Source organism: Solwaraspora sp. WMMD406, from assembly GCF_029626025.1.
In the GTDB taxonomy this organism is placed as follows: Bacteria; Actinomycetota; Actinomycetes; order Mycobacteriales; family Micromonosporaceae; genus Micromonospora_E.
This window is the reverse complement of record NZ_JARUBF010000001.1, coordinates 2,879,715-2,906,653: the sequence shown is the minus strand read 5'-3', so window position 1 is coordinate 2,906,653 and position 26,939 is coordinate 2,879,715. Positions and strand designations below refer to the sequence as shown.

General features: G+C 71.7%; 16 protein-coding genes. 6 read left to right on the top strand and 10 right to left on the bottom strand.

Annotated elements, in window-relative coordinates; all coding sequences use genetic code 11:
* Positions 1–54 precede the first annotated feature (54 nt).
* Positions 55–306: a DUF3040 domain-containing protein gene (locus tag O7632_RS13180; RefSeq protein WP_278114416.1), complete on the top strand. Its 252-nt coding sequence runs from the start codon at positions 55–57 to the stop codon at positions 304–306.
* 25 nt (positions 307–331) lie between these two features.
* Here the strand turns inward: O7632_RS13180 and O7632_RS13175 are convergent, their stop codons facing one another.
* From O7632_RS13175 to O7632_RS13160, 4 genes are all read right to left on the bottom strand, one after another.
* Positions 332–1,192, bottom strand: coding sequence for an SWIM zinc finger family protein (locus tag O7632_RS13175; protein WP_278114414.1), 861 nt, complete (start codon positions 1,190–1,192; stop codon positions 332–334).
* A 25-nt stretch (positions 1,193–1,217) separates the two neighbouring features.
* Entirely contained in the window at positions 1,218–4,514 is a 3,297-nt protein-coding gene (locus O7632_RS13170; protein WP_278114412.1) for a DEAD/DEAH box helicase, read from the bottom strand.
* Positions 4,515–4,748: 234 nt separating this feature from the next.
* Positions 4,749–6,494 carry an ABC transporter ATP-binding protein gene (locus O7632_RS13165; RefSeq protein ID WP_278114410.1) on the bottom strand — a complete coding sequence of 582 codons (1,746 nt, stop codon included), beginning with the start codon at positions 6,492–6,494 and terminating at the stop codon, positions 4,749–4,751.
* Positions 6,491–8,506 carry an ABC transporter ATP-binding protein gene (locus O7632_RS13160; protein ID WP_278114408.1) on the bottom strand — a complete coding sequence of 672 codons (2,016 nt, stop codon included), beginning with the start codon at positions 8,504–8,506 and terminating at the stop codon, positions 6,491–6,493. The genes O7632_RS13165 and O7632_RS13160 overlap by 4 nt, the downstream gene beginning before the upstream one ends.
* 194 nt (positions 8,507–8,700) lie before the next feature.
* On the opposite strand from O7632_RS13160, the gene O7632_RS13155 reads away from it, so the two are divergent.
* Genes O7632_RS13155 through O7632_RS13140 form a run of 4 tightly spaced genes read left to right on the top strand, consistent with a single transcriptional unit; the run spans position 8,701 to position 12,047 of the window.
* A complete protein-coding gene (locus tag O7632_RS13155) occupies positions 8,701–9,042 on the top strand; it encodes a DUF6403 family protein (protein ID WP_278114407.1) in 342 nt (113 codons plus the stop codon).
* On the top strand, positions 9,035–10,414 hold the full coding sequence (locus O7632_RS13150) for a hypothetical protein (RefSeq protein ID WP_278114405.1): 1,380 nt from the start codon (positions 9,035–9,037) through the stop codon (positions 10,412–10,414). The genes O7632_RS13155 and O7632_RS13150 overlap by 8 nt, the downstream gene beginning before the upstream one ends.
* Positions 10,411–11,352 (top strand): hypothetical protein, encoded by a 942-nt coding sequence (locus tag O7632_RS13145; RefSeq protein ID WP_278114403.1) that lies wholly within the window; start codon positions 10,411–10,413, stop codon positions 11,350–11,352. Before O7632_RS13150 ends, O7632_RS13145 begins: the two co-directional genes overlap by 4 nt.
* A gap of 2 nt (positions 11,353–11,354) precedes the next feature.
* Positions 11,355–12,047, top strand: coding sequence for an acVLRF1 family peptidyl-tRNA hydrolase (locus tag O7632_RS13140; protein WP_278114402.1), 693 nt, complete (start codon positions 11,355–11,357; stop codon positions 12,045–12,047).
* A gap of 25 nt (positions 12,048–12,072) precedes the next feature.
* Here the strand turns inward: O7632_RS13140 and O7632_RS13135 are convergent, their stop codons facing one another.
* Both O7632_RS13135 and O7632_RS13130 read right to left on the bottom strand, forming a co-directional pair.
* The gene (locus tag O7632_RS13135) at positions 12,073–12,483 is read right to left on the bottom strand and encodes a hypothetical protein (protein ID WP_278114400.1); all 411 of its coding nucleotides are present in this window, start codon (positions 12,481–12,483) and stop codon (positions 12,073–12,075) included.
* 36 nt (positions 12,484–12,519) lie between these two features.
* The gene (locus O7632_RS13130; RefSeq protein WP_278114398.1) at positions 12,520–12,939 is read right to left on the bottom strand and encodes a hypothetical protein; all 420 of its coding nucleotides are present in this window, start codon (positions 12,937–12,939) and stop codon (positions 12,520–12,522) included.
* Positions 12,940–13,043: 104 nt separating this feature from the next.
* Between O7632_RS13130 and O7632_RS13125 the strand changes: the two genes are divergently transcribed.
* Entirely contained in the window at positions 13,044–15,947 is a 2,904-nt protein-coding gene (locus O7632_RS13125; protein WP_278114395.1) for a CHAT domain-containing protein, read from the top strand.
* Between the two features lie 22 nt (positions 15,948–15,969).
* On the opposite strand, the gene O7632_RS13120 is transcribed toward O7632_RS13125, so the two are convergent.
* The 4 genes from O7632_RS13120 to O7632_RS13105 are packed head-to-tail and all read right to left on the bottom strand — an operon-like array spanning position 15,970 to position 26,916.
* Positions 15,970–16,818: an alpha/beta hydrolase gene (locus tag O7632_RS13120; protein ID WP_278114393.1), complete on the bottom strand. Its 849-nt coding sequence runs from the start codon at positions 16,816–16,818 to the stop codon at positions 15,970–15,972.
* A gap of 14 nt (positions 16,819–16,832) precedes the next feature.
* The gene (locus tag O7632_RS13115) at positions 16,833–18,425 is read right to left on the bottom strand and encodes a fatty acid--CoA ligase (RefSeq protein ID WP_278114392.1); all 1,593 of its coding nucleotides are present in this window, start codon (positions 18,423–18,425) and stop codon (positions 16,833–16,835) included.
* Positions 18,426–18,465: 40 nt separating this feature from the next.
* A complete protein-coding gene (locus tag O7632_RS13110; RefSeq protein ID WP_278114391.1) occupies positions 18,466–20,379 on the bottom strand; it encodes a polyketide synthase in 1,914 nt (637 codons plus the stop codon).
* A gap of 42 nt (positions 20,380–20,421) precedes the next feature.
* Positions 20,422–26,916, bottom strand: a complete 6,495-nt coding sequence (locus O7632_RS13105) for a type I polyketide synthase (RefSeq protein ID WP_278114390.1) — start codon at positions 26,914–26,916, stop codon at positions 20,422–20,424.
* Between the last annotated feature and the right edge of the window lie 23 nt (positions 26,917–26,939).

Below are 26,939 nucleotides of genomic sequence, written 5' to 3'. Positions count from 1 at the left end.
CTCGGACGCGAGAGCGCCAACGGTCGTCGGGGACGCTTGGAGGGAAGGTACGCCATGCTCAGCAGGGAGGATCAACGCCGGTTCGACCAGATCGCCCGCCATCTGCGGACGACCGATCCGGACTTCGTCGCCCGAGTGGGTGATCGGGCCGCGAACCGCCGCAACCGGATGGCCATCATCGCCAGTGTGCTGCTGTGGGCGACCGTGCCGCCGCTCGCGTTGTTCGGCGGATGGCTGGCGGCGATCATCTCGACGGTGGCGCTCTGCGTCGCCGGGGTCCTCGCCCTGCGCGCCCGACGTTGGTGACCGGCTCGGGTCGGGCGGTCATCCGCTACCCGGGTCGTCCGCCGAACCGTCGGTAGGCCCGGCTCAGCAACGCCACCAGCCCGGGGCCGCCGACGGCCGCCGACGGCGCGGCGAGCTGGCGGAGCAGCAGATCGGAGCGGGCCGGCAGCACCGGTGCCCGCGCCGGCAACGGCACCGGCGCACGCCAGAAGGCGGCATCTGTCGCGGTCGGCTCGGGCAGGTCGACCAACGCCCAGGCGGCGCCGACCGCCGGGACCCCGGCACCAGCGGCGCCGCCGGAACCGTTGGCGCCAGCCGACGTGGCCGGGGCCGGCCGCAACCGGCTCAGCAACGTCTGCCGGTCCCGGCCCCGCCAGTGCAGGATCTCGAACGGGTCGGCGTCGAACACCTCGGCGAGTAGATAGCAGGTCGCGGCCACGTGCTTGCACGGCACCGCGTCGTCGGGGCAACCGCACCGCAGGGTCAACTCGCCGATTCCGCGCGGAAACAGCGGTGATCCCGCGGCGTCGAAGACCTCCTCCAGCTCCGGAGGCAGGTCACCGGCGAGCAACCGGGCACTGTAGAACGCCTGCGCGGCGAGGGTCCGCTCGATGTCGCGCCACACCGACCCCGGAAACACCGGGAGCCCGATCCGCACCTCGTACGGCTGCGGCCGGGAACCCTGCACCCGGGCGGTGACCACGCCCGGAGCGACCCGCAACGTGACGACCTGACCGGACCGGGCGTAGGACCGTCCCCGGCTGAGCCGGGTGCCCAACGCGAACGACTCCAGTACGTCGACGAAGCGCCGCGACCACCAGGACTGTCCGATCGCACCCCGGGTGCTGCGTGCCCGCAACCCGCCGTCGACCCGGCGCGGACGTCCGTACTCGGCGAACGCACTCACCGCACCACCTGCCATCCGACCACCGTCACTCGACCACCGCTCCGGCCTCCAAGGCGAACAGTTCCCGCAGCTGCGTGGTGGACAGCTCGGTCAGCCACTGTTCACCGCTACCCACGATGCTGGCGGCCAGGCCACGCTTGTCCGCCACCATCGCGGCGATCTTCTCCTCGGCGGTGCCGGCGCACACGAACTTGCGTACCTGCACCGCCCGCCGCTGCCCGATCCGGAACGCCCGGTCGGTGGCCTGATCCTCCACGGCCGGATTCCACCACCGGTCGACGTGCACCACATGGTTGGCGGCGGTCAGGGTCAGCCCGGTGCCGCCGGCCTTGAGCGACAAGACGAAGATCGGCGGACCGGAGCTGTCATGTTGGAAGCGGGCCACCTGCGTGTCCCGGTCCGCCTTGGTCAACCCACCGTGCAGAAACAGCACCTCCCGACCGGTGTACGCGGACAGATGGCCCCGCAGCATCGCGCCGAACTCGGCGTACTGGGTGAACAGCAGGGCCTTTTCGCCGGCCGCCAGCACCTCGTCGAGGATCTCGGTCAGCCGGGCCAGCTTGCCCGAACGCCCCGCCAGATGCGACCCGTCCCGCAGGAACTGGGCCGGATGGTTGCAGACCTGCTTGAGCTTGGTCATGGTCGCCAGCACCAGGCCGCGCCGTTCCATGCCGGTGCTGGACTCGATGCGACGCATCATGTCGTCGACCACCGCCTGATAGAGCGATGCCTGCTCGGCGGTGAGGTTGCACAGCACCTCCATCTCCAGCTTCTCCGGAAGATCGGCGATGATCGACCGATCGGTCTTGAGACGGCGCAGCACGAACGGACCGGTGATCCGGCGCAGTCGTTCGGCAGCCTCGACGTCGCCATGCCGCTCCACCGGCTCGGCGTACCGTTTGCGGAACGTCGCGGCCGGTCCGAGCAGCCCCGGATTGGCGAAGTCCATGATGGACCACAAGTCGGCGAGCCGGTTCTCCACCGGCGTACCGGTGATCGCGACCCGGTGCCGGGCGGGCAGCGAGCGAATCGCGACGGACTGGCGGGTCGCGGCGTTCTTGATCGCCTGCGCCTCGTCGACCATGATCCGATGCCAGGCGATCTCGGCCAACTCGGCGGCGTCCCGGGTCGCCACGGCGTACGTGGTGATCACCAGCCGGGAGGCCGTCACCGCCGCCGCGAATGCCTCCCTGCGCGGGCGTTCCGCCCCGTGATGCACGTGCACCGTCAGGTCCGGCACGAACGTCGCCGCCTCCCGGCACCAGTTGCCGACCAGTGACATCGGACAGATCAGCAGGGTCGGTCCGACGTGCGGTTCGTCGGCGGCGAGCATCGCCAACAGCTGGACGGTCTTGCCGAGTCCCATGTCGTCGGCCAGCACCCCGCCCAGACCGATCGAGTGCAGGAACCGCAGCCAGGCAACCCCCCGCCGCTGGTACGGCCGTAGCTGTCCCCGGAAGCCGGGCGGCTCGCTCACCGGCACCAGCCGACGGTCGGCCTGGCCGCTGAGCAGGTCGCCCAGGGCACCGTCGGCGCTGACGCCGAGCACCGGCAGGGGCAGGTCGCCCTCGTCGTGCGGATCGCCGTCGTCGTGCTCGCCCAGGGCCAACCGGAGCAGGTCGACCAGGCTGAGTCGGCCGCCGGAACGCAGCAGCGACAGGCCGGCGGCGAGCCGCTTGGCGTCGACCTCCACCCACTGGCCACGCAGCCGGACCAGCGGGGTCTTGGCCCGGGCCAGCTCCCGCAGTTCGGCCTCGGTCAGCTGCTGCTCGCCGAGGGCCACCTCCCACTGGTAGTCGACCAGGTCGGCCTGGCCGAACCGGCTGTCGACCTGCACCGCGCCGGGAGCGGTACGGCTGGTGACGCGCAGTCGGGCTCCGAGCCGGGCACCCCGACCGTGCCACCACGACGGCAGCAGCACGGTGAACCCGGCCGCGTGCAGCGCCGGTGCGCCGTCACGCAGGAACCGGTGTGCCCCGTCGACGTCGAGGTCCAGCCCGTCCGGGGTGGCGGTACGCAGCGCGTCCTCGATCGCCGGCCAGAGTCGACTGGCCCGGCCCAGTTCGGCCAGCAGCGCCTCCGGCGGGGTGCCGGTGTGTCGGGTCAGTGGTCGCAGGCCGTCGCCGCCGCGCCAGATCTGCTCGGCGTCGACCACCAGACTCGGCTCGTCGGTGGCCTGCAGGGCGAATTCGAGCCGCCAGGGTGCCGCGTCGCCGGCACCCGCGTCACCGGCACCCGCGTCACCGGCACCCGCGTCACCGGCCGGTGTGTCACCGGCCGCCCCAAGGCCGGCCGCCCCGACGCCGGCCGGCGGTTGCGGAGCGTCCGTCGTGGCCGGCTCGCGCAGCCGGAAGCAGGCCCGAACCGGCCGGACAGCCACCTCCCGGTGCCAGTCGTCGAGCCCGGCACGGAGCGTGGCGAGCGGCCCGGCCGGCGCCGCGAACGCTCGTTGCCGGCCGGTCAACGCGCTCAGCCACGCGTCACGCACCGCCAGCACACCGGACCCGGAGCGGCGGTCGGCCAAGCGAACCCCGTCCAGCACGGCTCGGGCGGCGGCGTCGGTCAGCGCGTCCAACGCGGCGGCGACGACGCGCGCCCCGGATCCGAGTAGCCCGGATCCGAGTCGCCCGGAACCCTCGGACGATCGGGTGCCGGCGGCGGACCCGGACCCGGCTGGCAGCGCGGCGGGCCCGGACCCGGCTGGCAGCGCGGCGGACATTGCGGCGGGCGGTACGGCGGCGGCGAGCGAACGGGCCCACTGCCGGTCAGCACCGGTCAGCACCGGAAGCCAGCACGCGGTAGCCGTACCCTCGTCGCGGTCGGCACGCACCGCCGGCACGACCCGCCCCCGGGCGACCAGCTCAGCGGCGAACCCGGCAAGCAGCGCGAGGTGCCGTACCGAGGCGGCGACGGTGACGTCCGGGTCGCCGTCGGCCGCGTCGTGCAACGTGCACAGCACCGACAACGCCTCGTCGACGTCGAACTCCAGGGTCGGCACCAGCCAGGACGCGGTCCCCGCCACCGGAGTCGATCCGGTGGTCGCGTCGACCGGCTGGGTACGGACCAGTTCCGGCGACTCCATCGGCCGGCCGGTCACAGTGGGCAGAACCAGTGCCGCGCTCGCCGTGGTGGCCTTCGCCACCACCGTGTCGAGAATCGGCGTCAACGCCGCCGCCAGCCGGTCGAGGTCGGCGGCGAACGGGTGCGGGCGTCGCCGGGGCGGGCGTCCGGGACGGCGTGGTGGTGCCGCCGGCAACCTCGAATCCTCCGCCCACAACGCCAGACGTCCACCCGGGCTGAGCAGGCCATGCACCACCAGCATGGTTCCTCCACTCTGCCGCGCGCCGCCGGAGCCGATCTGCCCGGATGGTACGGGTGCGGCCGGTCGCCGGCCCAATCGACGCGCGGCCCACCCGGTGGGCCGCGCGTCGCGGACAAGCGGGATCGCCGTCGCGGACAAGCGGGATCGCCGTCGCGGACAAGCGGGATCGCCGTCGCGGACAAGCGGGATCGCCGTCGCGGATGAGCATGGGCCGCACGGAACGAGCGTGCGAGATCAGCCGTGCCAGGAACGCCAGAGCGCGGCGTACGGTCCACCGGCGTCGACCAGTTCGTCGTGGCTGCCCAACTCGCTGATCCGGCCCTGTTCGAGGACGGCCACCCGGTCGGCGTCGTGCGCCGAGTTGAGCCGGTGCGCGATGGCGATCACGGTCCGCCCGGCCAGCACGGCGGCCAACGCCCGCTCGGTGCGCCGGGCCGTGGTCGGATCCAGCGCGGCGGTCGCCTCGTCCAGGATCAGGATGTCCGGGTCGGCCAGCACCAGCCGGGCCAGGGCAACTTGCTGCGCCTCGGCGGCGCCCGGTTCCCGCGCCCCGTCGCCAAGGAGCGTGTCCAGGCCGTCGGGCAGGGTGGCGTACCAGTCGGCTCCGACGACGACCAGCGCGGACCGCAACCGCTGGTCGTCGGCCTCGGGTGCGGCGAAGGCCAGGTTGTCCCGCAGCGAACCCATGAACACGTGGTGCTCCTGGGTGACCAGGGCGATCCGCCGACGTCGCTGCGCCGGATCGAGGTCGGTGACCGGGACCCCGCCCAGCAGGACCGTACCGTCGCGCGGGGAGTCGATCCCGGCGAGCAGCCGGGCCAGGGTCGACTTGCCCGCCCCCGACGGGCCGACGATCGCCAGCCGTTCCCCGGCGGCCACGGTCAGGTCGATGTCGCGCAGCACGTCGGGGCCGTCGCCGTAGGCGAACGTCACGCCGCGCACCCGCAGGCCGCGGTCGGCGGGTACGGCGGACCGGCCGCGTGGTTCCGGCGGCACCTGCCCGACGCCGAGCACCCGGGCGTAGGAGGCCAGGCCGCGCTGCGCCTGCTCGATCCACTGCAGGATCTGGTCCAACGGGTCGATGGTCTGCTGCAGGTAGAGGGCGGCGGCGACCACCGTGCCGAGGGTGACCATGTCGCGCTGCAGCAGCACTCCGCCGGCCAGCAGCACGGCGGCGATCGGCAGTGCCACGCTCGCCTCGGCGACCGGGAAATACACCGAACGCAGCGCGAGGGTGGCGCGCCGGGTAGCCCACAGCCGGGCGATCCGGGCGGTGCCGTGCCGGACCCGGTCGTCGCGCAGCCGCAGCGCTTCCACGGTACGGGCGCCGTCGGCCGTCGTGGTCAGGGTGTCGGTCAGGGCGGCCACCGCAGCCCCCTCGTCGAGGTAGGCCCCCCGCGCCCGCCGCAGATACCAGCGGGTCACCGCGACGATCGACGGCAACCCGACCAGACCGACCAGACCGAGCAGCGGGTGCAGCAGGAACACCGCGCCGAACAGCAGGCACAACTGCGCCGACGCGATCACCACCACCGGCACCACGTCCCGGACCATGGTGCCGACGGTGCTGACGTCCATCGAGCTCCTGGTCGCCAGGTCGCCGGTGCCGGCGCGTTCGACCACCGAGACCGGCAGGCCGAGGGTGCGGTTGACGAAGTCTTCGCGCAGCCGGGCAACCGCGCGTTCGCCGAAGCGGTGGCCGGCCCACTGGGCGAACCGGACGAACAACCCCTGCGCCAGTACGGAGCCGACCAGCGCCAGCCCGAGCCGGTCCACCATCGCCACCCCGGCACCGGCGGTGATCTGGTCGACGATGCGACCCAGCAGCCACGGTCCGGCCAGGCCGGCCAGCGCGGCGGCGATGTGCAGGGCCAGCACGCCGGCGACGACCCACCGTTCCCGGCCGATCAGTTCGCGGGTGCCACGGCGGACCGTACGCCGGTCGGCGATCGGCAGGCCGGCCCGGGTCGACGCGGTCACGGTGCCTCCCGCTGGCGTACGCCGGCCGACCGCGACGCGGCCGCTCCGGACGCCGCAGCCGGCCCGGACGCCCCCGGCCCGGACGCCCCGGACGGTCGGACGGGCTGGTCCTGCTCCTCGTCGCCCCGCCAGACCAGGGCCCGGTAGCCCGGGTGGCGTTCCAGCAGGTCCCCGGGTGGCCCGACGGCCGTCACCCGGCCGCCGTCGAGGTAGGCGACGGTGTCGGCGGCCCCGAGCAGCAGCGGCGACGTAGTGATCAGGACGGTGGTCCGCCCGACGCGGGCTGCCCGCAGCCGGGCCGCGATCCGGGCCTCGGTGTGCGCGTCCACCGCCGACGTCGGGTCGATCAGGATCAGCACCTCGGGCTCCACCAGCAGTGCCCTGGCCAGCCGGACCCGCTGCCGCTGGCCGCCGGAGAGGTTCCTGGCCCTAGCGTCGATCACGGCGTCCAACCCGTCACGGACCGACGTGACGACGTCCTCCGCCGACGCCACCCGCAGCGCCGAGCGGAGGCGGCGCTGCTCCAGGCCAGCGGTGAGTGCCTGCTCGCCACGGTCACGATCGTCGGGGTGGCCCCCGGGTGGCGACGACGACCCATCCGCCGGCGGGGGCGCCTGCAGGATCTCCCGCAGCGTCCCGGCGAACAGGTAGGCGTCGTGGTCGGCGACCAGGATCCGGGCGCGCACCTCGTCGAGACGGACCCCGCACAGCGCAAGCCCACCCCAGGTGACCTCGGACGGAGTGAACCGACCGAGCCGGTCGGCCAAGGCCAGCGCCACGCCGGGATCGGTGGCGGCGATCCCGGTCAGGCTCCCGTCCACGACCGTCAGCCCGCTGACCGGGTCGCACAGGTCGGCGGGCCGGACCGGGCCGGGCAGGTCGGCGGGCCGGACCGGGCCGGGCAGGTCGGCGGGCCGGACCGGGCCGTCGACCGGCGGCCGGCCGCGCCGGGCGTCGTCACCGGCCGAGCCGGGGGACGGGCTGGTCGCCGCGCCGGTCACCGCACCGGTCACCGGATCCGGGGTCAACCGCAGCAGGCCGATGATCCGGCGTGCCGAAACCCGGCCCCGGATGAACTGGTAACTGCCTTCCTGCAGAAACCAGACCGGTATGGCGAGCGCGGCCACGTAGCCGTACAGCGCGACCAGTTGTCCGATGCTGATCTGACCATCGACGGCCATCCGGGCCGACAGCCAGACGACCACGGCGAGGAACAGTCCGGGCACGGTGACGGTCAACGCCTCGATCCAACTGTTGACCGCCGCGACCCGGTAGCCCTCGGCTCGCAGCCGTTGCGAGTGGTCGGTGTAGCGGCGGGCGAACAAGGTGCGTCCCCCGACGCCGGCGAGCACCCGCAGCCCGGCCACGATGTCACCGGCGCGGGCGGTCAGCATCCCCTGCTCACGCCGGTAGGCCTGCTCGACCCGGTCCAGCCGCCGCAGCTGCGGGCCGAGCAGGGCGGCGACGACCGGGACACCCACCAGGACACAGCCGGCCAGCAGCGGCGACACCGTCCAGAGCAGCACCGCGACCACCCCGTACGCGATGACGGCACCGACGCCCGGGCCGGCCAGGGTCAGCACCTGCGAGGTGTGGGTGATGTCCGTACCGCCGACGGTGGCCACCTCGCCGGTGGCGAGCTTGCGCGGCAACACCGCCCCGATCCGCGACAGCTTGCGCAGCAGCACCGCCGCCGTCCGGGCGGTGGCGTCCTCCCGGATGTAGGTCATCGTGCGGTGCCGGAACACGCCCACCACGGCGATGAGCACCCCGGCGATCAGGATCACCGCGACCCACGACCACAGCGCCCGCTGGTCCGCGACCCGCAGACCGTCGTCGATCGCCCGAGCGACCAGGTACGGTCGGACCGCCAAGCCGACCATCCACACTGTGCTGAGCAGGCTTCCCCGGAGCACCCACCAGGGTTGGCGGCGGACCAGCCACCAGAGGTAGCGCAGCGGACCCCGGATGTCCGGCACCCCCGGATCGGCGTGTGGGATCTGCGGCGGCACCCGGCCAGACTATTCGCCCGTACCGCTGCACGCCGTGGCAATTATCACCAGCCGACCGCCTTCCATCGATGTCGATCGACGTCGACGTCTGGCCGGCTGGTCCGGCGTCGCCCGTCCAGTGGCGCGCTGGCGTCGATCATGCAGAATCGGCGGGCGAACCCACAGGTCACCGCAGCGGGAAGTAGGTCACGACGATGGAATGGTCCTGGCTGGTCTGGCCGGTGGGCGCCGCCCTGCTGGTCGCCGCCGGGTTGTCGACCACGTGGCTGCCACGCCGACGGGCCCGGCGACGCGTGAGCCGGACCGCCTGGTCGGCGGCGCGCGCCGCGATCGACAGCGCCACCATCAGCCGGGACGCCGCGCGCGTGCGGATACCGGAAGCGGAGCGGCTGCTGGCCCAGGCGGAGTCCATCGCCGCCGACCGGGGCGGGCCGTCCGCCGCCGACACCGCCACCGGGTACGCCCAGCGCGCCGACCACCTGTGGCGGCGGGCCGCCGATCGGCAGGACATCGATCGGCAGGACACCAATGACTGAGCCGGCGATCCGGCCGCGATGGCCGGAGGCGCTGCGCTGGCTGGCGCTCGGCGCGGCCCTCGTCGTGTTGGTGATCTTCCTGCTGGCGCAGCGGCATAGCGTGGACGTCAGCTACGGCGAGTCACCGTCAGGCCCGACCATCGACGAAGGGTCGGCCGGAGAGCTCAGCGACGCGGACGTACCGTCGGTCGACGAGATGACCGCGCTGGTCGCCGCCGACGACGTCGTCCGGCTGCCCGGATCGATCGCGCGATGGGATCCGGTCCGGGTGCGGGCGGCGATCGGCGACAGCGAGGTCCGGATCCTGGTCGCCCCACCCGGACTGGACAGCGACGAACGCGACCGGGTCCGGGAGGTGGACAACGCGACGGTCCGGATCATCGGTACGCAGGTCAGTGGCGGTTTCTACCAGGCGGTCGCGACCGATCTGGCCGGTTGGCGAGCCCAGTTCGCCACCGGCGACGTCACCGACCAGCTGGTGGCCCTGATCGTGGCGCTCGACGACCGGCCCGACCCGGCCGAGGTCGACGGCGTCCGATGGCGGGAGCCGACCGAGTCCGAGCTGGCCACCGTCACGGCCGACCTGCGGGCCGGCGGGCAGCACGTCGCCGACGGCGCCACCCTCACCGAGGTGCCGCGCCGGGCGGCGGCCACCGCCTTCCCGGACCGGGACGTGCACTACGTGGTGCTGCCACGCCAGCCGTACGGTGAACCGCTGCCGGCGTACGGTCCGGCGCTGACCGCGATCTTCCCGGACATCCCGACCATCGTGCTGTACGGCACCTGGGTCGAATATCACGGGCCGGCCGCCGACGAATTCGCCGACGTCGCCGCCGCCAGCTTCTACGGCCAGTTCGGCGATCGGCTGAGCCGCTACGACTACCCGCAGACCGCCGTGCTCGGCACCTACCTGGGCCGGGTGACCGACGTCCGGTACGCCGGACTGTTCGACCGGCCGCTGCCGTACCAGCCGTTCGATCCGCTGCGGGTGGCGCTGCCCGCGCTGCCGTGGCTGTTCGCCGGCTGTGTGGTGCTTTTCCTGGCCTTGTCGGCGCGCTCGGTGCTGCGGGCCGCGAACCCGGCCGGCGCGCGACGCGATCTGCTGGGGCACAGCACCGTACCGGCCCGACTGGCCGGGTTGACCGCGCTGGCCGTCGAGTTGTCGGCCGTCACCGGACGGCGCGGCGATCCGGCGCTGACCAGGGCGATCAGCAAGCTGACGGCGGCTCGGGCGGCGCTCGACGACGACCTTGCGCGCCGGCACGTGCACGCCCTGCTCACCGACGCGGAAGCGGAACTGGACGCCACGGCCCGGACGGTGGGCATCGACGGCTACCGCCCGGACGCCTACCTGCAGGGCCGGCTGGCATGAGGTGGCTGCTGCGGTTCGCCGGGACCCCGTTCGGTCTGGCCGTGCTGGGCTGCCTGATGCTGGCCGGCTGGGCGCTGTGGTCCGGCGGCGCCCTCGACGGCCCGATCGCCCGCGACGTCCGCACGTCGTCGGTGTACGCCGCGCCCGGGGTGGCGGTGGACGAACGCGCGGCCGAACAGGTCATCGGCAACCGCCGGCTGGTCGTGGTGTTCCTGGCGGCCGGTGCCGACCTGCGCGAGGGCTGCGACGACGTACGCCGGGCCGCCGACGGGACCGTCGTGTTGGTGCTGCGTCCGGAGGAGGACCAGGACGGCTACGACACGTACGGCTGCGCGCTGCTGCCCGACCGCGATGGCGAGAACTTCGGCCGCGCCGCCGTCGCCGAAATGGTCGTCGGGCGCGGGATCGACGAGTTCGCCGACCGGCCGGTGGAAGCGGTCAAGGTGATCGCCGTCAACTACGACTTCCTGGTCCGGGCGGGCACCGTACCGGACGGGTCGCGCACGATCAGCCCGTCGTTGCCGCGTTACCTGGTCGCTGCGGCGGCCGTGCTCGCGGTGCTCGTCGGAGCCGCCGTCACCTGGCTGTACGGTCGACGGGTCGGCCGGCGGGCCGCCGCCCGCGCCGCCGACCGGCAGGAGCTGGCCGACAGCCGCAGCCGGCTGTCCGCCGCCACGGCGGTGCTGGCCCAGCGGATCATCGACCTCGACCGGCGGTACGCCACGGTCGAACGCGCGGTGGCCAGGACCAACCAGCGGCGTGACTTCCTGCGGCGGTACCGTGAGCTCACCCTCGACTACACCGAACTGCTACCGAGGATCGTCGCCGCCGACGAACGGGGCCAACCCGACGTCGACCAGCTGATCACGGAAGTGAAGGCGTTGACTGTGCGAAGCGATCGACTGGCGGCCCGCTCCCCCGCCGTACCGGGAGACTGACGATGCGGGGCGCGCGGCCGGCCGCCGGCGGCGGACGCTGGGTGGAGATCTCGCCGGAACGGATCCGGGGCTGGCTGGACGGCTTCTACGGCCGGCACGACGGCGCCACCGAGCAGGGTCTGACGGTGACCGGGGCCAGCAACGGCGACACCGCCACCCTGCACCCGCCGCCGGGCGTGGTCGGGGTCACCGACATCGACGGCCTGCTCACCGCGCTGATCCGGCCGCCGCGTATCGGTCTGCTGGTGGCCCGCAAGGGTGCGGTGGCCGCCGGGATCGTCGACGGCACCACGATTACAGCATCCAAGGTGGAGCGTCACTACGTGCAAGGGCGGACCGCCGCCGGGGGCCAGTCCCAGCAGCGGTACGCCCGACGGCGCGACAACCAGGCCACCGCCGCCGCCGGTAAGGCCGCCGACATCGTGGCCCGGGTGCTGCTGCCCCACGTGCCGGGTGCTGCCGAGTCCGCCGCCGACACCCGCGCCGGTGCCGGTGCGGGCGCTGAGGAGCCGATCCGCGCACTGGTCTGCGGCGGCGACCGCCTGATGGTCGACGCGGTGCTCGCCGACCGGCGGCTGGCACTCCTGCTGCCGCTGCGCCACGCGCACCTACTGGACTGCCCGGAGCCCCGGCTCGCGGTGCTGCAGGACGCGGCGGTCACCGCCCGCCGCGTCCGCATCCACCTCGTGCCCTGATCGTTGTCGCCCCGCCACCCGGTGCTCAGGCCGTGTGGCCGGCCGCGAGTTCCGCAGTGAGCCGACGGGCGATCGCCCGCTTGCGGCGGTTGACCACACCGGCGAAGTTGACCAGGAAGCCGAAGTAGACGACCGTCCCCGAGGCCCACATGTCGACCCGGGTGCCGCCGCCGGACAGCGGCTCGATGTCGATCGACATGGTGATGCCGCCACGAACTCCGCGCCGACGCATGTTGATCGTCCCCGGCCCACCGGTCGTGGTCCACAGCACGGCGCGCGGCCCGCCGAACGCGTCACGGATGATCTGCGCCACCTGGGCCGGTTCGTACGGTGAATCGACGGTCGTCGTGGCGACGGCCTGCCGGGTCTCGTACAGCTGCCAGCCGATGATGGCGATCGGAACGACGACGACCGCGAAACACAGAAGGCTCTCCATGATCTTCTCCTTACTTCGGTTTCCGACGTGCTTGGTTCACAGCGGTGGCGGCTGCCCGCCGTTCCGTTCACGGAGCCGACCGAGCCGCTCCATTTCGAAGCCGGTAAGCATCGCAGTCGGCAGACCCCGGGAGAGCTTGAATCGAATCCCGGCGTCGATCAGCGGCAAAGCGGCCGGCATTCGGAGTGCCTTGCCGCCATACATCTCCCACATCAGGCTCGCCGCCCCATAGGTCGCGAATCCGCCTCGGTCCCGTTGCACGAGGGCGGACAACTCGCCGATGAAACCGTCCGGATCGCTGGTCGCGTACTCGTACAGTGACCCGAGCCGGCCCATGATCTCGTCGGTTTCGATCCCGCTGCCCATCGGATCGAACGAGGAGCGTCCGAATCGGTCGAGCCATCGCAGCATGTCGGCGGGAAACGGTGACCGGGGCGCGCGACGGAACAGTCCCATGCCGGCCTCTGACGGACAAGCCGCAGGAACGCGGGGCGGTGTCCGTCAGGTTCCTACGAGCAGTCACGCCGCTCAGGTGGACGATCGGATGGAGGTCAACGCAGGTGAGTCGACGCCCGCCACGCACCTCCTACGGCTACCTGGCACCAGCCGGAGCGCAGGTGAAGGGCTGGGAGTGCAACAACGAGGGATGCGGTACGGGAGACGCTCCGGCCCCGCGATCCTGGCCGTACCCGTGTCGGATTTGCGGGAGGCCGACCGACGCCACGTTTCAGGAGCCCTGGGCGCACGAGGCCCGGCGGTACAAGATCGCGCGGTACCTGACCAGCCCGGACCCGTTCTGGCGGCAGTTCGCTCGGCTTCAGCAGCATGTCTGGGCGTACAAGGACGCCCTGTTCCGCGACGCCCAGCGATCGGCCGCCGACGCCTGGGTGGCGTACCACGCTGAGCGGCAGCGCCAAGCGCGTCGGGCCGAGTACGATCCAGTGGTCTCGACGTCGTCGCACGAGATTATCCTGCTCGCGGCCAGGGCTGGCGATTTCGACCACGCGATACCCGAGCTGATGGCGGACTACCCGTTCATCGACACGCGCGACGCTGGAACCGACAACGGCCGTCGGACGGTCGCCCGGGGCTTCGTGTCGATGTGCGCCGAAGTACTCAGCCAGGAATCGTCGGTCGACCATCCGCGTGCGGACGAGTTGTACGCCGCGATGCGCGACGTCGCCGATCGACTCGGCGACCTCCTCAACCCCGACCATCACCGTGCGTTCAAGCGAGTCGGCGAGGTCCGTGCTCAGCACCGGGCCCGGACCGCCATCGCCCGGCAGCGGCGATCCGTCGCCACCGCCGCCGAGTGTCTGCCGCCCCTGTCGTGGCCGCCGGCACCCGAGCGACCGACGCGGCAGGCCATCCCGAGCGCGCCGCGCCTGGTCGATTTGCTCGCCTCGGACACCCGACGCGCGTTGGCGCTCATCGACAGGGTGCTCGACAACGCCGACCTGCACGACGATGTCGGTCCGCTCGACGAACTGCTCCGCCACCTCGCCGCGAGCGGCACCTCGCCGGCCCTCACCCGGCTGCTGTACGCCCGGCGTCAGGTGGTCGCCGCTGACCTGCCGGCGGCGATCGAGCAGCTGCGGCTCGCAGCGGGCGAAACCGGTCCGCTCGCCCGAGGGCTGCGGCCACAGATCCTCGCCACCCATGGGCTGCTCCTGGCCCGCCACACGCCAGAGCGTGTCGAGGACGCCGTACGCGGGTGCCAGCTCGGGCGGCGGGCCGGGCTGCGCTGGTGGCGGCGGAGCACCGCCGCCGACGCAGCCCTGGCGCGGCTGTTGCTGTGGCGACGCCGACCGGGGTCCGACGACGTACGCCAGGCGGTCCGGCTGATGCGACGCCGATGCCGCCCCTGGCGTCGGCCCGGCGTCGACGACCAGATCCTGCTCCAGGAGGTGCTCGCGGCACATGACACCGCGACCGGCTGCCCCGACGACGTACGGCGACATCTGGCCTGGCGCGGCACGCTCGACAGGTCGAGCCGCACCGCCGAGCAGGCGAGGTTGGCGGCGGCCTGGGCCGAGTGGGCGGTCGGTACGGGCAACGCGGAGCTCGCGGCCGACGCGTACGACCGGCTCGTCGGACTGGCTGCGCGGGACGCCGTCGAACGCTCCGGCACCCGGGCGAGACGTCGGGTGCTGACCGCAGCCCAGGAGTACGCCGAGGACGCCGGATACTGGCTCGCGCGTACCGGCAGGTATCGGGAGGCGGTGCTCGCCCTGGAGACCGGCCGGGCCGTCGATCTCACCGACGCGCTCGGCCGCCGCGACGCCAGCCGGCCCGGCCTGAGCTACGACGACGTTCTCGCCGAAACCGGTGACGGCGCGATCGTGTTCGTCAGCGCGGCGGCGGCCGGCGGTTACGCCCTGGTGGTCGCCGCCGACCATGATCCGCAGTACGTCGACCTGCCCCGGCTCGACCGGGCCCGGGTCACCGGGCTGATCGACCGGACCGCGCCTGCCGTCGACACCACCCCGATGGGCGCGGTGCGGGCGCCCGGGCCGGGCCGGTTACGCGAACTCCCGCCAGACGGCGAGGCCACCGCTGGCCCGCTGACCGGCACGCTCCGGGCGCTGTGGGACGACGGGATCAAGGAGCTCGTCTTTCGCGCAGGCGGTCAGGTGGTGACCCTGATCCCGGTCGGATTGTTGAGTCTGCTGCCGCTGCACGCGGCCGGCACACCGAGGTGGGACCGGCCCGCCGAGTGGTGGTACCTCGGGAACCACTCGGCCATCCGGTACGCGCCGAACACCCGCGGTCTGCGCTGGTGCCGGACGGCGGCCCGGGAGCTCGGTCCTCAGCAGGCCCTGCTCGCGGTGGACGTTCCGGCGGGGACCGGGGCCGAGGGCGCGGCCGAGCTTCGGTACGTGGCGCGGGAGACGTCCGAGGTCTCCCGACGCTGGACCGGGCGGCCGACCCGGCCGGTGCACGCGTGCACCTGGGCGGAGTTCCGCGCCGAGGCGCAGCGGCACACGGTCTGGCACCTCGCCATGCACGGTTTCGCGGACCCGCGCCGGATCATGGACAGTCGGCTGTACTTCGCCGACCGCCAGGTCACCTTGGCGCAGCTGCGCGCCGCGTTGGCGGTGGGACGACGGCGGCTGGCGGTCCTGTCGGCGTGCCACACCAACCTGACCGGCGCGGACCTGCCGAACGAGATCGTCGGCCTGCCGGCGGCGCTCGTCGAGCTCGGCTTCGCCGGCGTCATCGCTTCGGCGTGGGCGGTCGACGACCTGGCCACGACCTATCTGATGACCGCCTTCTACGAGCGGTGGTGCCGACACGGCGACGAACCGGCGATCGCACTACACCGGGCGCAGGGCTGGCTGCGCACCGCGTCCACAGCGGATCTGGTGGCGTTGCTACCGGGGATCGCTCCGGCCGGACAGCCGGGCGCGTTTCCCTACGCCGATCCGAGGTACTGGGCGGCGTTCGCCTACACCGGGGCCTGATCGGCGCCGGACGGCACGGGCGTCACTGTGCCGTTTCCGTCACGAAGTCGGCGATCACGCCGATGGTCGTCGGGTCGGTGAGGATCCGGTTGTGGCCGAGTCCGCTGGTGGTGACCAGCCGCGCGTTGGGGAACGCGTCGGCCATCGTCTGCGCCTGCCGCATCGACACCTTGGCATCGTCGGTGTCGTGAACGACGAGTACGGGGATCGTCACGCTCTCCGCTTCGTGCGTCGCGGAGAACCGGCGGTAGATGTCGTGTTCCTGCGGGAACAGGCCGGCGAACCGAACGGTCAGGTCGCTGCGCACCTTCGGGGTCAGACCCAGGACGTCGCTGAACACGTCGACGAGATAGCTGAACTCGCTGACCCCGCAGATCGTCGCGACCTTGTCGGCCTTGACTCCGGCGCGGAGGGCCTGGAACGTGGCGAGCGTCCCGAAGGAATGGGACACGATCGCCCGGAACGGGCCGTACCTGCGGTGCAGTTCCTCGATGATCGTGGCGTACTCCAGCAAGGTGGTGCGGTTGCCTTCGGAGTCGCCGTTGCCCGGGGCGTCGAACGTGACCGGGCTGAAGCCGCGAGCGAGCAGTTCCTTGGCCAAGGTGGCGTACCGCGAGCCCCGCGACTCCCAGCCGTGCACCATCAGCACGGGGTTCGCGCCGTCGCCCCACTGATAGAGGGCGATGCGCCGGCCATCGTGGATCATGTGATCGACGACCGCCTGCGCGTGCATCTCGGCGTCCGTCGCGCGCACCGGCGCGGGGCTCTTGAGCCGGCAGAACAGGGCGAAGGCCATCTTCCCGGCCAGTCCCGGAGCGACCACGGACGTGGCGCGCAGTCCGGTCTTGACAGCGAGGAGCGCGACGTTCATCGAGGACTTCCCCTTCAGTTCACGTTCCGGTCGGCGTGCGCCCAGAACTCGTCACGGAGAACCCGGCGGAGAATCTTCCCACTGGGATTACGGGGAATACTGTCCACAATATCGTACCGAGCAGGGATCTTGAAGTCGGCGATCTGCCCGCGCAGCGACAGCATCAACTCACGAGGTGTGGCCTGGGTGTCCGGCCGCAGCACGACAAACGCCCGGACCGACTCGCCCCATTTCTCGTCCGGTACGCCGATCACCGCGGCCTCGGCGACCGCCGGATGCCGACACAGGGCGTTCTCGACCTCGGCTGGATAGACGTTCTCACCAGCGACGATGATGACGTCCTTGATTCGGTCGGAGATGAACAGGTAGCCGTCGTCGTTGAGGTGGCCGGCGTCGCCGGTGCGGAACCAGCCGTCCCGCAGGACCTCGTCGGTGGCCGCCTTCAATCCCCAGTATTCGATCATGATCGCGGGAGTACGGACACAGACCTCGCCCACCGTACCGGCGGGCAGGTCCGCACCCTCGGAGTCGATGATCCGCAGCTGGACCCCGGGCAACGGCAGCCCGGCGGCCCGCAACAGCGGGCTGCCCGGCACGTGGTCGGCGGGCGGCAGGCAGACCACACAGTTGCCGGTCTCGGTGAGACCGTAGAGCTGGGCGAACTCGCAGCCCATGACCTCGATACACTGCCGCAGCAGGCTTTCGGAGATCGGCGACCCACCGTAGGCGACCTTGCGCAGACTGGCGAAGTCGTCGGGGCCGGTACGTGGCTCGGCGAGGATCATCTGCAGCATGGCCGGCACCACGAGCGTCGTGGTGATGCCGCGCTCGCGGATCAGCCGGGCGGCCTCGGTGCTGACGAAACTGCGCATGGAGACGCTGGGGACGCCGGCGTTCATCGCCTGCATCGCCCACCAGATGCCTGCGACGTGGAACCCGGGAATGCCGATCAGGCTCTTGTCGCCCGGCTGCCAGTCGATCCAGTCGCGGCCGTGTTCGACCAGCAGATCGTTGATCCGGAAGAAGCTGCGATGCGGCAGGACGACCCCTTTGGGCAGGCCGGTCGTGCCGCTGGTGTAGAGCTGCACGATCGGATCTTCGGGGCTGACCTGCCCGCTCGGGTCCTCGTCGGGGTAGGCGGCCTTCCAGCGCGCGAACGCCTCGCCGGGCGCGCCGTCGCCGTCCAGGTCGACGACGACCCTAGACGTGGTGCCCGAGGTCACGCCGTCGTCGGCCCCGCCGTCGGCTGTGCCGTCGGCGGCGGCGTGCACCGTGGCGAGGAACTCGCGTTCGGCGAAGACGAGCACGGCTGCCGAATCCCGCAGGATGTGCTCTACCTCGCCGGACGCCAGCCGCCAGTTGATCGGTACGAGCACCGCGCCCGCCTTGGCGCAGGCGAAGAAGATCTCGTAGTACCGCTCCGACTCCCGGCCGAGGAAGCCCACCCGGTCCCCGGGTGCGACTCCGGCGGCGACGAGGGCCTGTGCGGTCTGGTTGCTGCCGGAGTGCAACGCCGCGAAGGTGACCTCACGGCCCTCGCATTCGATGGCGACACTGTCCGGAATCCGGCCAGCGTGGAAGGTGACCGTGTCGACGACGGTCTTCAACTGAGGGTGGTACATGTCGCCCGTCCCATCCGCTTGCCTGTCAGGACCATCGATAGCCGTCCGGCCAGAAACTACGTCCGATCAACGCGGGACCGGGCAGCCGGCACATCGGGCCGGCGCCGGTCACGTCAGCGAGGTCGACCTCCGTGCCGGCTACGTACCGCTCGCCGATGGCGGCAAGGGTCGACACCGCCGAGGCGACCGGAGACCCGGCGGAGGCCGGCCCGGTCGCGGCGGCCGCTGACCCGGTCGGGTCCGGCTGCTCGACGGACCGACCGGCGGCGAGCGCGGCCAGCCGGTCCAGCACGTCGGAGCGGTCCGCCACCACTGCCGCCGACCGGACCGGAAGGTGATCCCGGCCGTGGGCCAGGGTGCGGCAGACCGTCGCGACCTCCCAGTCGGCCCGCTCCGCGAGGTACTGGTGCAGGGCGGCGGCGGTCGCCGCCAGCGCCTCGTCGGTGTGCGCCGACACCAGCAACAGTGCCGCCTCGGCCCGTGCCGCCTCGGCCCGGACCGGTTCGGCGTCGTCCGGATCGAGCGCGGCCGCCTCGGTACGAGCCGGCCCCGTCGGGGAGCTACCTTCCAGGATCACGTGCGCGTTGATGCCGGTGAACCCGAACGCGCTGACCCCCGCCATCCGTCGCTGCGCGACCGGCCAGGGCACCGGCTTGCTGGCGAAGCGCAGCGCCATCTGGTCCCAGGCCACGCCGGGATCGAGCTCGTCGGCACCCGGCTGCGGCGGGATCTCGCCGTGGGCGAGAGCCAGCACCGTCTTCATGATCCCGGCCACGCCGGACGCCGTCTCCAGGTATCCGAGGTTGGCTTTGCACGAGCCGAGGTAGAGCGCCGGAGCCGCAGCCGAGCCTCGCTGGTAGGTCTGCGCCAGCGACTCGGCCTCGATCATGCCGCCCAGCCGTGAGCCGTTCGCCTGTGCTTCGACGTACTGCACGTCGAGTGGCCCGACGCCCGCGTCGCGCAACGCCGACTCGATGGCGGTGCGCTGTCCCGCCGAGGTGGACATCGCCATCGACGGCCGGTCGCCCTGCGAATGGACGACCGTTCCGCGTACCAACGCGTAGGTGAGGTCACCGTCCGCGGCCGCGTCGGCCTGACGTTTGAGGACCAGCACCCCGCAGCCCTCGCCTCGGACATGTCCGTCGGCGTGGGCGGTGAACGGGCGGCTTCGCCCCGCCGCCGACAGCATGCCCGGCTTGGCCAGCACGGCGGTCGTGAACGGCGACAGCAGCAGCTGGCACGCGCCGACGAGTGCGATGTCGCATTCGCGCCGACGCAGCGACTGCACGGCCAGGTGCATCGCGGTGAGAGCGGACGACGACGACGTCTCGACCGTCATGGCCGGCCCGTTGGCCCCCAGCACGAATCCGATCCGCCCGGAGGTACAGCTGAGCGTGTTGCCGAGGGCCATGTGCGGGGACAGGTCGTCGACGGTCATCCGATTGCGGATCCAGGCCAGCGGATACTCCACCGTACTGGCGCCCATGAAGATCCCCAGCCGGCGTCGCCGCAGCTCGGCGCGGGTCAGGTTGGCGTCGGCCAGGGCCTGGACGGTGACCTCCAGCAGCAGCCGCTGCTGCGGGTCCATCCGCTCCGCCTCCTGCGCGCTGATCCCGAAGAAGTCGGCGTCGAACAGGTCGATCGAGTCGAGGTACCCCCCGGAGCCGAGCAGGTCCGCCATCGGAGCGAGATCGGGGGCGTCCAGGTTCCAGCGTGGCCGGCCGAGGCTGTCGCGGGGCGGGCCGGCCGACTCCGTCGGCACGACCCGGCCCTCCCGCACCAGCGCCCACAAGCCCGCCGGATCGGTGATCCCGCCGGGAAACCGGCAGCCCATTCCGACGACCGCGATGGCCTGCGTCTCCTGGAGACGTTGCCGGGCCAGCATCACCATCAGCTGCTTCTTCGACATCGCCTCGAGCTGGTCGATGTAGCTCGTCATCGTGGGCTCCCCGTCACCGGTCCACCGAGCGTGTCCGGATAATCACTGCACCAACGCCCGCAGGGCGTCGAGCTCGGCGTCCGCAGCACTGTCGTCCAGCCCTCGCACGTCGGACTGGTCGTCGTCCGCCTTCTGCTCGACCGTCGCCGCGTCGTCGGCGCCCGCCGGGGCGAGCTGTTCACCGATGAAGGCCGCGAGTGAGCCGACCGCCGGATAGTCGAACAGGATCGACGTCGGCAACGGCACCTGGAACACCGACTCCAATGCGTTCTTGAGCTCGACGGCGGCGAGCGAGTCAAGCCCCAGCTCGACGAACCGGGCATCGACCTCGATGTCGTCGACCGAGTCGAAGTGCAACACCGAAGCGACCTTGGACCGGAGAATGGTCCGGATCGCGGCGTCCCGGTCGGTCCGGTTGAGCCGCATCAGCTCGTCCATGTCGACCTTCTGCACCGGACCGGCGTCGTGCGACAGAACCTGCCGGTACAGCGCGTCGGTCACCGGCTGACCGGACACGAACCGGTCCCAGTCGAACTCGCTGATGATGCTCTGCGGCACTCCTCGGCCGATGACCTTGACCAGTGCCCGGGTCGCGTCGCTGGGCTTGACGAACTTGACGCCCCGGTCCTCGATGCTGCGGATCTGGGCCGCCGTCAGCTCGGCGGCCATGCCGATCTCGGCCCAGGGACCCCAGTTGACGCTCAGACCGGGCCGCCCCTGGGCGACCCGCCACCGCATCAGACCGTCCATGTACGCGTTTCCGGCGGCGTAGTTGCTCTGTCCGGCCGCGCCGATGATCGACGCCACCGAGGAGTACGCCACGAAGAACCCCAGGGTGGGTACGGCCGCCGCCGCCCGGTGCAGCAACCACGTCCCGTACACCTTTGGTGCCAGGACCCGTTCGAAGCTCTCCCAGGTCTGGTTGGCGATCGGGGCGTCGGCGAGCACACCTGCGGCGTGGATCACCCCGCCCAGCGGGGCACCCGACCCGGCGATGTCCGCCATGATCCGGTCCACGTCGGCGGCGACGGCGACGTCACCCCGGTGTACGGAGAGCACGACGTCGTCACCGAGTGACCCGGCCACCGCGCTGACCTCGGCCTCCGGCAGGTCCCGTCGGGAGACCATGGCGATGTGCCGGGCGCCCAGGTCCACCAGTTTGCGCGCGGTGGCGACGCCGAGCGCGCCGAGTCCACCGGTGATGAGGTAGGTCAGGTCGGGCGTGACCACAAGCGGTTGCTCAGCCGGACGGTCGTCGCCGAACAGCAGCACCAGCTTGCCGGTGTTCGCGCCCCGGCTCAGTACCCCGAACGCCTCTTCGACCTCGTCCAGGGTGTAGGCGACGGTCGGCAACGCCTTGACCTTCCCGGCGTCGATGAGGTCCACGACGGTCTGCAGGATGTTTTTGTTGAGCCGGTTCAGCTCGTCCGGCGCGAACTCGCTCAGGTCGAAGTTGTGGTAGTCCACGTCCGGGCGTTCGGCACGAACCTGTTCGGTGGACCAGATGCCGATCTTGCCGAGTTCGACGAACCGACCGTCGGTGCCGAGCGCGCGCAGCCCGGCGGGGACGTATTCCTTGTTGAGGCTGTTCAGGACGATGTCGACACCGCGTCCCTCGGTGATGCGCAGGATCTCGTCGGAGAACTCGAGCGTCCGGGAGTTCATCACATGTTCGACGCCCTGCGACCGCAGCAACGACCACTTGCGCGGGCTGGCCGTGGCGAACACCTCGGCGCCGGCGAGCTGCGCGAGCTGGACGGCCGCCTGGCCGACACCGCCGGCCGCCGCGTGGATGAGCACCCGGTCCCCGGCCTTGATGCCGGCCAGGTTGTGCAGGGCGTAGTAGGCCGTGACGTACGCGGCGGACAGGCCGGCGGCCTCGGCGAAGCCCAGTTCGGTGGGCTTGCGGACGGCGACCGTGGACGACACCGTCATCCGGCGACGCATGCAGCCGAGTTGGCTGAGCACCACGTCGTCGCCGACCGCGAACTCGGCGTCCGGGCCGGCCGCGACGACGGTGCCGGACGCTTCGAAGCCCAGCGGCAGGGGCTTGTACTCGATGCCGTTGTCGACGGCGTACTGCTTGAGCATGCCGAGGGCGTTGAGCACGTCCTTGAAGTTCAGTCCGGCCGCCTCGATGCTGACCGCGATCTCGTCACCGACCGGGTCCACGTCCGGAACCGGCACCGGCTTGATGTTGGCGAACTGGCCGTACTCGGTGATGGTCAGCTCGACGTTGTCGTCGGATCCGGGACCGGCCGGTTGCGGGAACACCCGCCGCACGAAACGGAGCCCGTCCCGGTACGCGACCTGGAACTCGTCACCACCGGAGTCACCGGCGACCAGCTCGTCGACCAGCGGCCGCAGATCCGCGACCCCGGACGGGTTGGCGGGCAGGTCGAGCAGGGTCGTCCGCAGTGCCGGGTACTCGTTGAGCATGACGTGCCCGAAACCCCACAGCGAGGAGGCGACCAGGCTCTCGTCGTCGCGGCCGGTGGTCACGTCACCGGGCAGCAGCTGGGCGGCCTCGGTGACCAGGGTGACCCGTAGGTCCCGGCCGACGCCGACCCCGTCGAGTTGGGCGACCAGGGTGAGCAGGTCGCGGTAGTTGACCTCGGTCTCGGCCCGCAGCCGGGCCTCACCGGCGAGGTCCGGCGCGGTACGCCAGAACCAGTACAGGTCGGTGATCGTGGTGTCGGCGGCGAGCAGTGACCGGATCTGGGCCGCGTCGGCGGCGAACCGCACTCCGATGCCGGCTTCGGCCAGCGACTCGGACACCGTGGCGAAGTCGGACTCGGTCCGGTGCACCACGAGGACCTGGCGGCGGGTGTCACCACCGGTCCGCGCCGCCACGTGCGAACGGCGTAGCCAGCGGGGCTCGTGCAGCATCCCCCGCCCGGCGCCGCCGGACGTGTTCGCCACCCGCTTGAGCCGCGCCTGATGCACCACGAACACCGGCCGGTCGCCCTCCAGGACGACGATGTCGGCGGTGAGCTCGGCAGCCGGTCCGGCCGCCGGGTCGGGCCGGTTGAGCCGCAGCAGCGTACGCAGGTCGTTCTTGGGCTTCTTCAGCAGGGTGACCCGGCTGAACCCCACCGGGAGATAGGTGTCACCGAGGTCGGCGACGCCGGCCAGGGTCTGCATGGCACAGTCGAGGACGGAGGCGTGCAGGTGCCCGACGGTAGCGGTGTCGATCCCCCGCAGGTCGCCGACGGCGAACCCGTCCGGGTGCTGCTCCACCGTCCGGATGCGGCGGAACTCCGGACCGTACGGCAGTCCCAGGTCGGCGAAGTCGGCGTAGAGGTCGTCGGCCCGGTGCACGGTGATCGGCGTACCCCGGCGGGCGTCCTGGTCGCGCAGGTCGGCGATCAGGTCCGCCGAGCCGGCCGGGCCGTCAGGTTCGGCGCCGAGCCGGGCGGTGACGTGCCGGCGTTCGATGGCACCACCGTCGCGGGCGGCGAGCCGGCTGACGATCTCCACCTGGCAGGTGCCGTCCGCGTCGGTGGACAGCCGGGTCCGTACCTCGGTCAGGTCGTCCTCGGGCAGGAACAGCGGCTCGTGGATCGCGACGTCACGGACCGGGCGGGTGGTCTCGCCGAACACGGCGTCCTGCGCGGCGAACAGCACCTCGACGTAGCCGGCACCGGGGAACACGGTCTGGCCCATCACCACGTGGTCGGCCAGGTAGGCGGGGGTCTGTGGGGACAACCGGGTGGAGAACTCGCGCTGGCCGGCCGCCCGCTGCTCGGCCGTGGAGACCTCGGCGCCGAGCAGTGGGTGATGCTCGCTGACGGTCGACGTCGCCGACGGCGCGAACCGCCCGCCACCGGGCGGAACCGGGAGCCAGTAGCGCTTCTTGTCGAACGCGTACGTCGGCAGGTCGACCCGTCGACGCGGCGACCCACGGTGGTAGCCGGACCAGGAGATGGCGAGTCCCGCCGTGTAGCTGCGGGCCAACGACCGACGGATGGTCCGGCCTTCGGTGTCGTCGGGTTGCAGGCTGCTCAGCCACAGGTGCGGCGACGGATCACCGCACTGTCGGCCCATCGCGGTCAACGCCGCGGACGGTCCGACCTCCACGAAGACGTGCCGGCCCCGGGCCTGCACGAAGGCCATGCCGGCGGCGAAGTTGACCGGCTCGCCGATGTGTCGCACCCAGTAGTCGGGGTTGCCGACCTCGGCCAGCGACGCCACCGATCCGGTCAGGTTCGATACGAAGCTGAGCTCGGGCTCATGGTATTCGATTTCTTTGATCGCCTCCCGGAACGCGTCGAACACCTCCGCCATCAACGGCGAGTGGAACGCGTGCGACACCGGCAACGCCTTGGACTTGACGCCCCGCGCCTCGAGTTGTTCTGTGATCGCGGCCAGCGAGGCGATGCCTCCCGAGACGACGCACTGCTCGGGCGAGTTGATCGCGCCGAAGCTGACGTCCGGGTAGCCAGCCAGCAGCGGTGCCACGTCGGCCGCCGTGGCGCGGACGGCGACCATGCCGCCGGGCGTGGAAACCGACTGCATCAGGCGCGCCCGGGCGGCGACGAGGGTGACCGCGTCCGACAGGCTGAACAGCCCGGCCATCGTCGCGGCGACGATCTCACCGATGCTGTGGCCGAGCAGGATGGTGGGTCGTACGCCCCAGGAGATCCAGAGCTGGGCGGTGGCGTACTCGAGGGCGAACAGGGCTGGCTGGGTGTAGGCGGTCTGGTGGATCTCCTGCCCGTCCGCGCCGTCAGCGGCGAAGACGAGATCCTTGATGGATCGACCGAGCAGCGGCCCGAACAACCGATCGCATTCGTCGAACGACTCGCGGAAGGTGGGATACCGCTCGTACAGCGCCGATCCCATACCAGGGTATTGCGAACCCTGACCGGTAAACAGGAACGCGACGTTTCCGCCCCGGAACTCGCCTTCGCCGGCCGAGGCCGCTCCCGCGTCCTCGGTGGATCCGGTCGCCTGCTTGTCCAGCAGCGCTTCGACGTCCGCCCGGGTGGTGACCGGACCGGCCAGCCGTACGTTGAAGTGCGACCGGCCGATGTTGGCGGTGTAGCAGAGATCGGCGACGGACAACTCCGGCTGCTGTGCGAGAACCTGCCGGTACTGCGACGCCAGGGCACGCAGCGCCGACTGGGTCCGGGCCGACAGCGTGAACACGGACCGGTCGTCGTCGGTGGGCGGGGTGACGGCCTGCGTCGGCGGAGCCTGTTCGAGAACGACGGTGGCGATGGTGCCGGCGAATCCGAACGAGTTGACCAGGGCCCGCCGCGTTCCGCCGGACCACGGCATCGGCTGCGTCGGCACGGCAACGTGGTAGCGGTCCCAGGGAATGTGCCGGGACGGCGTGTCCAGGTTGATGTGCGGGTAGACCACACCTTCGCCGAGCTGCAGCACGGTCTTGATGACGCCACCCACTCCGGCGGCGGCTTCCATGTGGCCGATGTTGGTCTTGACCGAGCCGACGATCACCGGGTCGCCCCCACGGTGGGCGGCGGACAACACGGAGTCGATCGCTCCCATTTCGATCGGGTCGCCGAGGGAGGTGCCGGTCCCGTGCGCCTCGACGTACTGGACGTCGGCGGGCGTGAGCATCGCGCTGGCCAACGCCTCGCGCATCAGGATGGCTTGCGCCGTGCCGTTGGGTACGGTCAGACCACCGCTCTCGCCGTCCTGGCGCACCGACGAGCCACGGACCAACGCCAGAATCGTGTCACCGTCGCGTTTGGCGTCGGAAAGGCGCTTGAGGACGATGACACCGCAGCCCTCGCTGCGGCTGTATCCGTCCGCCTTGTCGTCGAACGTCTTGCAGCGACCGTCGGCGGCCAGCATGTTGGCCTGGGAAAACACGACGTGGTTACGCGGGTGGTGCACCGCGTTGACCCCTCCGGCGAGCGCGATGTCGCACTCACGCCGGCGTAGGCCCTGCACCGCGACGTGCAGGGCGACCAGCGACGACGAGCAGGCGGTGTCGATGCTCATGCACGGGCCGCGCCAGCCGAGGAAGTACGACAGGCGCCCGGACATGGCGCTGTGTGCGGTGCCGGCGGCGATGTGCGAGGTCAGTTCGGTGGGATCCAGCCGGTCCACCTCGATGGTGTAGTCCATCGAGCTGATGCCGAGGTAGACGCCGCCGTTTCCGTCCCGTAGCGACGTCGGGTCGATGTTGGCGTGCTCCAGTGCTTTCCAGGCGCACTCGAGGACGAGCCGGTGCTGCGGGTCGACGTAGCCGGCTTCCTTGGGCGATATGTTGAAAAACCTCGGGTCGAATTCGTCGATGCCCGACACGAATCCGCCACCGGCGGTGAGCACCTTGCCCTTTTCTCCGTCGACATCGCTGTAGAGACCTTCCACGTCCCAGCGGTCACTCGGGATCGGGCCGGTGCCGGCTCGACCGGAACGGAGGAAATCAGCGAACTCCTCGGGGGTCTCGTTGCCGCCAGGCAGGCGTAGGCCCATGCCGACGATGGCGATCGGCTCGTACTTCTCCATCAGCAGGTCACGGACGAGATCGTCATTACGGACGTGTGAAATCTGCTCGGTCACGCCATCCCCCATTGGTACCGCGA

Excerpts from the sequence above, each read along its gene's own strand:
- O7632_RS13135 (WP_278114400.1), bottom strand. The coding sequence starts at position 12,483 with ATGGAGAGCCTTCTGTGTTTCGCGGTCGTCGTCGTTCCGATCGCCATC.
- O7632_RS13120 (WP_278114393.1), bottom strand. The coding sequence starts at position 16,818 with ATGAACGTCGCGCTCCTCGCTGTCAAGACCGGACTGCGCGCCACGTCC.
- O7632_RS13150 (WP_278114405.1), top strand. The coding sequence starts at position 9,035 with ATGACTGAGCCGGCGATCCGGCCGCGATGGCCGGAGGCGCTGCGCTGG.
- O7632_RS13140 (WP_278114402.1), top strand. The coding sequence starts at position 11,355 with ATGCGGGGCGCGCGGCCGGCCGCCGGCGGCGGACGCTGGGTGGAGATC.
- O7632_RS13130 (WP_278114398.1), bottom strand. The coding sequence starts at position 12,939 with ATGGGACTGTTCCGTCGCGCGCCCCGGTCACCGTTTCCCGCCGACATG.
- O7632_RS13110 (WP_278114391.1), bottom strand. The coding sequence starts at position 20,379 with ATGACGAGCTACATCGACCAGCTCGAGGCGATGTCGAAGAAGCAGCTG.
- O7632_RS13170 (WP_278114412.1), bottom strand. The coding sequence starts at position 4,514 with ATGCTGGTGGTGCATGGCCTGCTCAGCCCGGGTGGACGTCTGGCGTTG.
- O7632_RS13155 (WP_278114407.1), top strand. The coding sequence starts at position 8,701 with ATGGAATGGTCCTGGCTGGTCTGGCCGGTGGGCGCCGCCCTGCTGGTC.
- O7632_RS13145 (WP_278114403.1), top strand. The coding sequence starts at position 10,411 with ATGAGGTGGCTGCTGCGGTTCGCCGGGACCCCGTTCGGTCTGGCCGTG.
- O7632_RS13180 (WP_278114416.1), top strand. The coding sequence starts at position 55 with ATGCTCAGCAGGGAGGATCAACGCCGGTTCGACCAGATCGCCCGCCAT.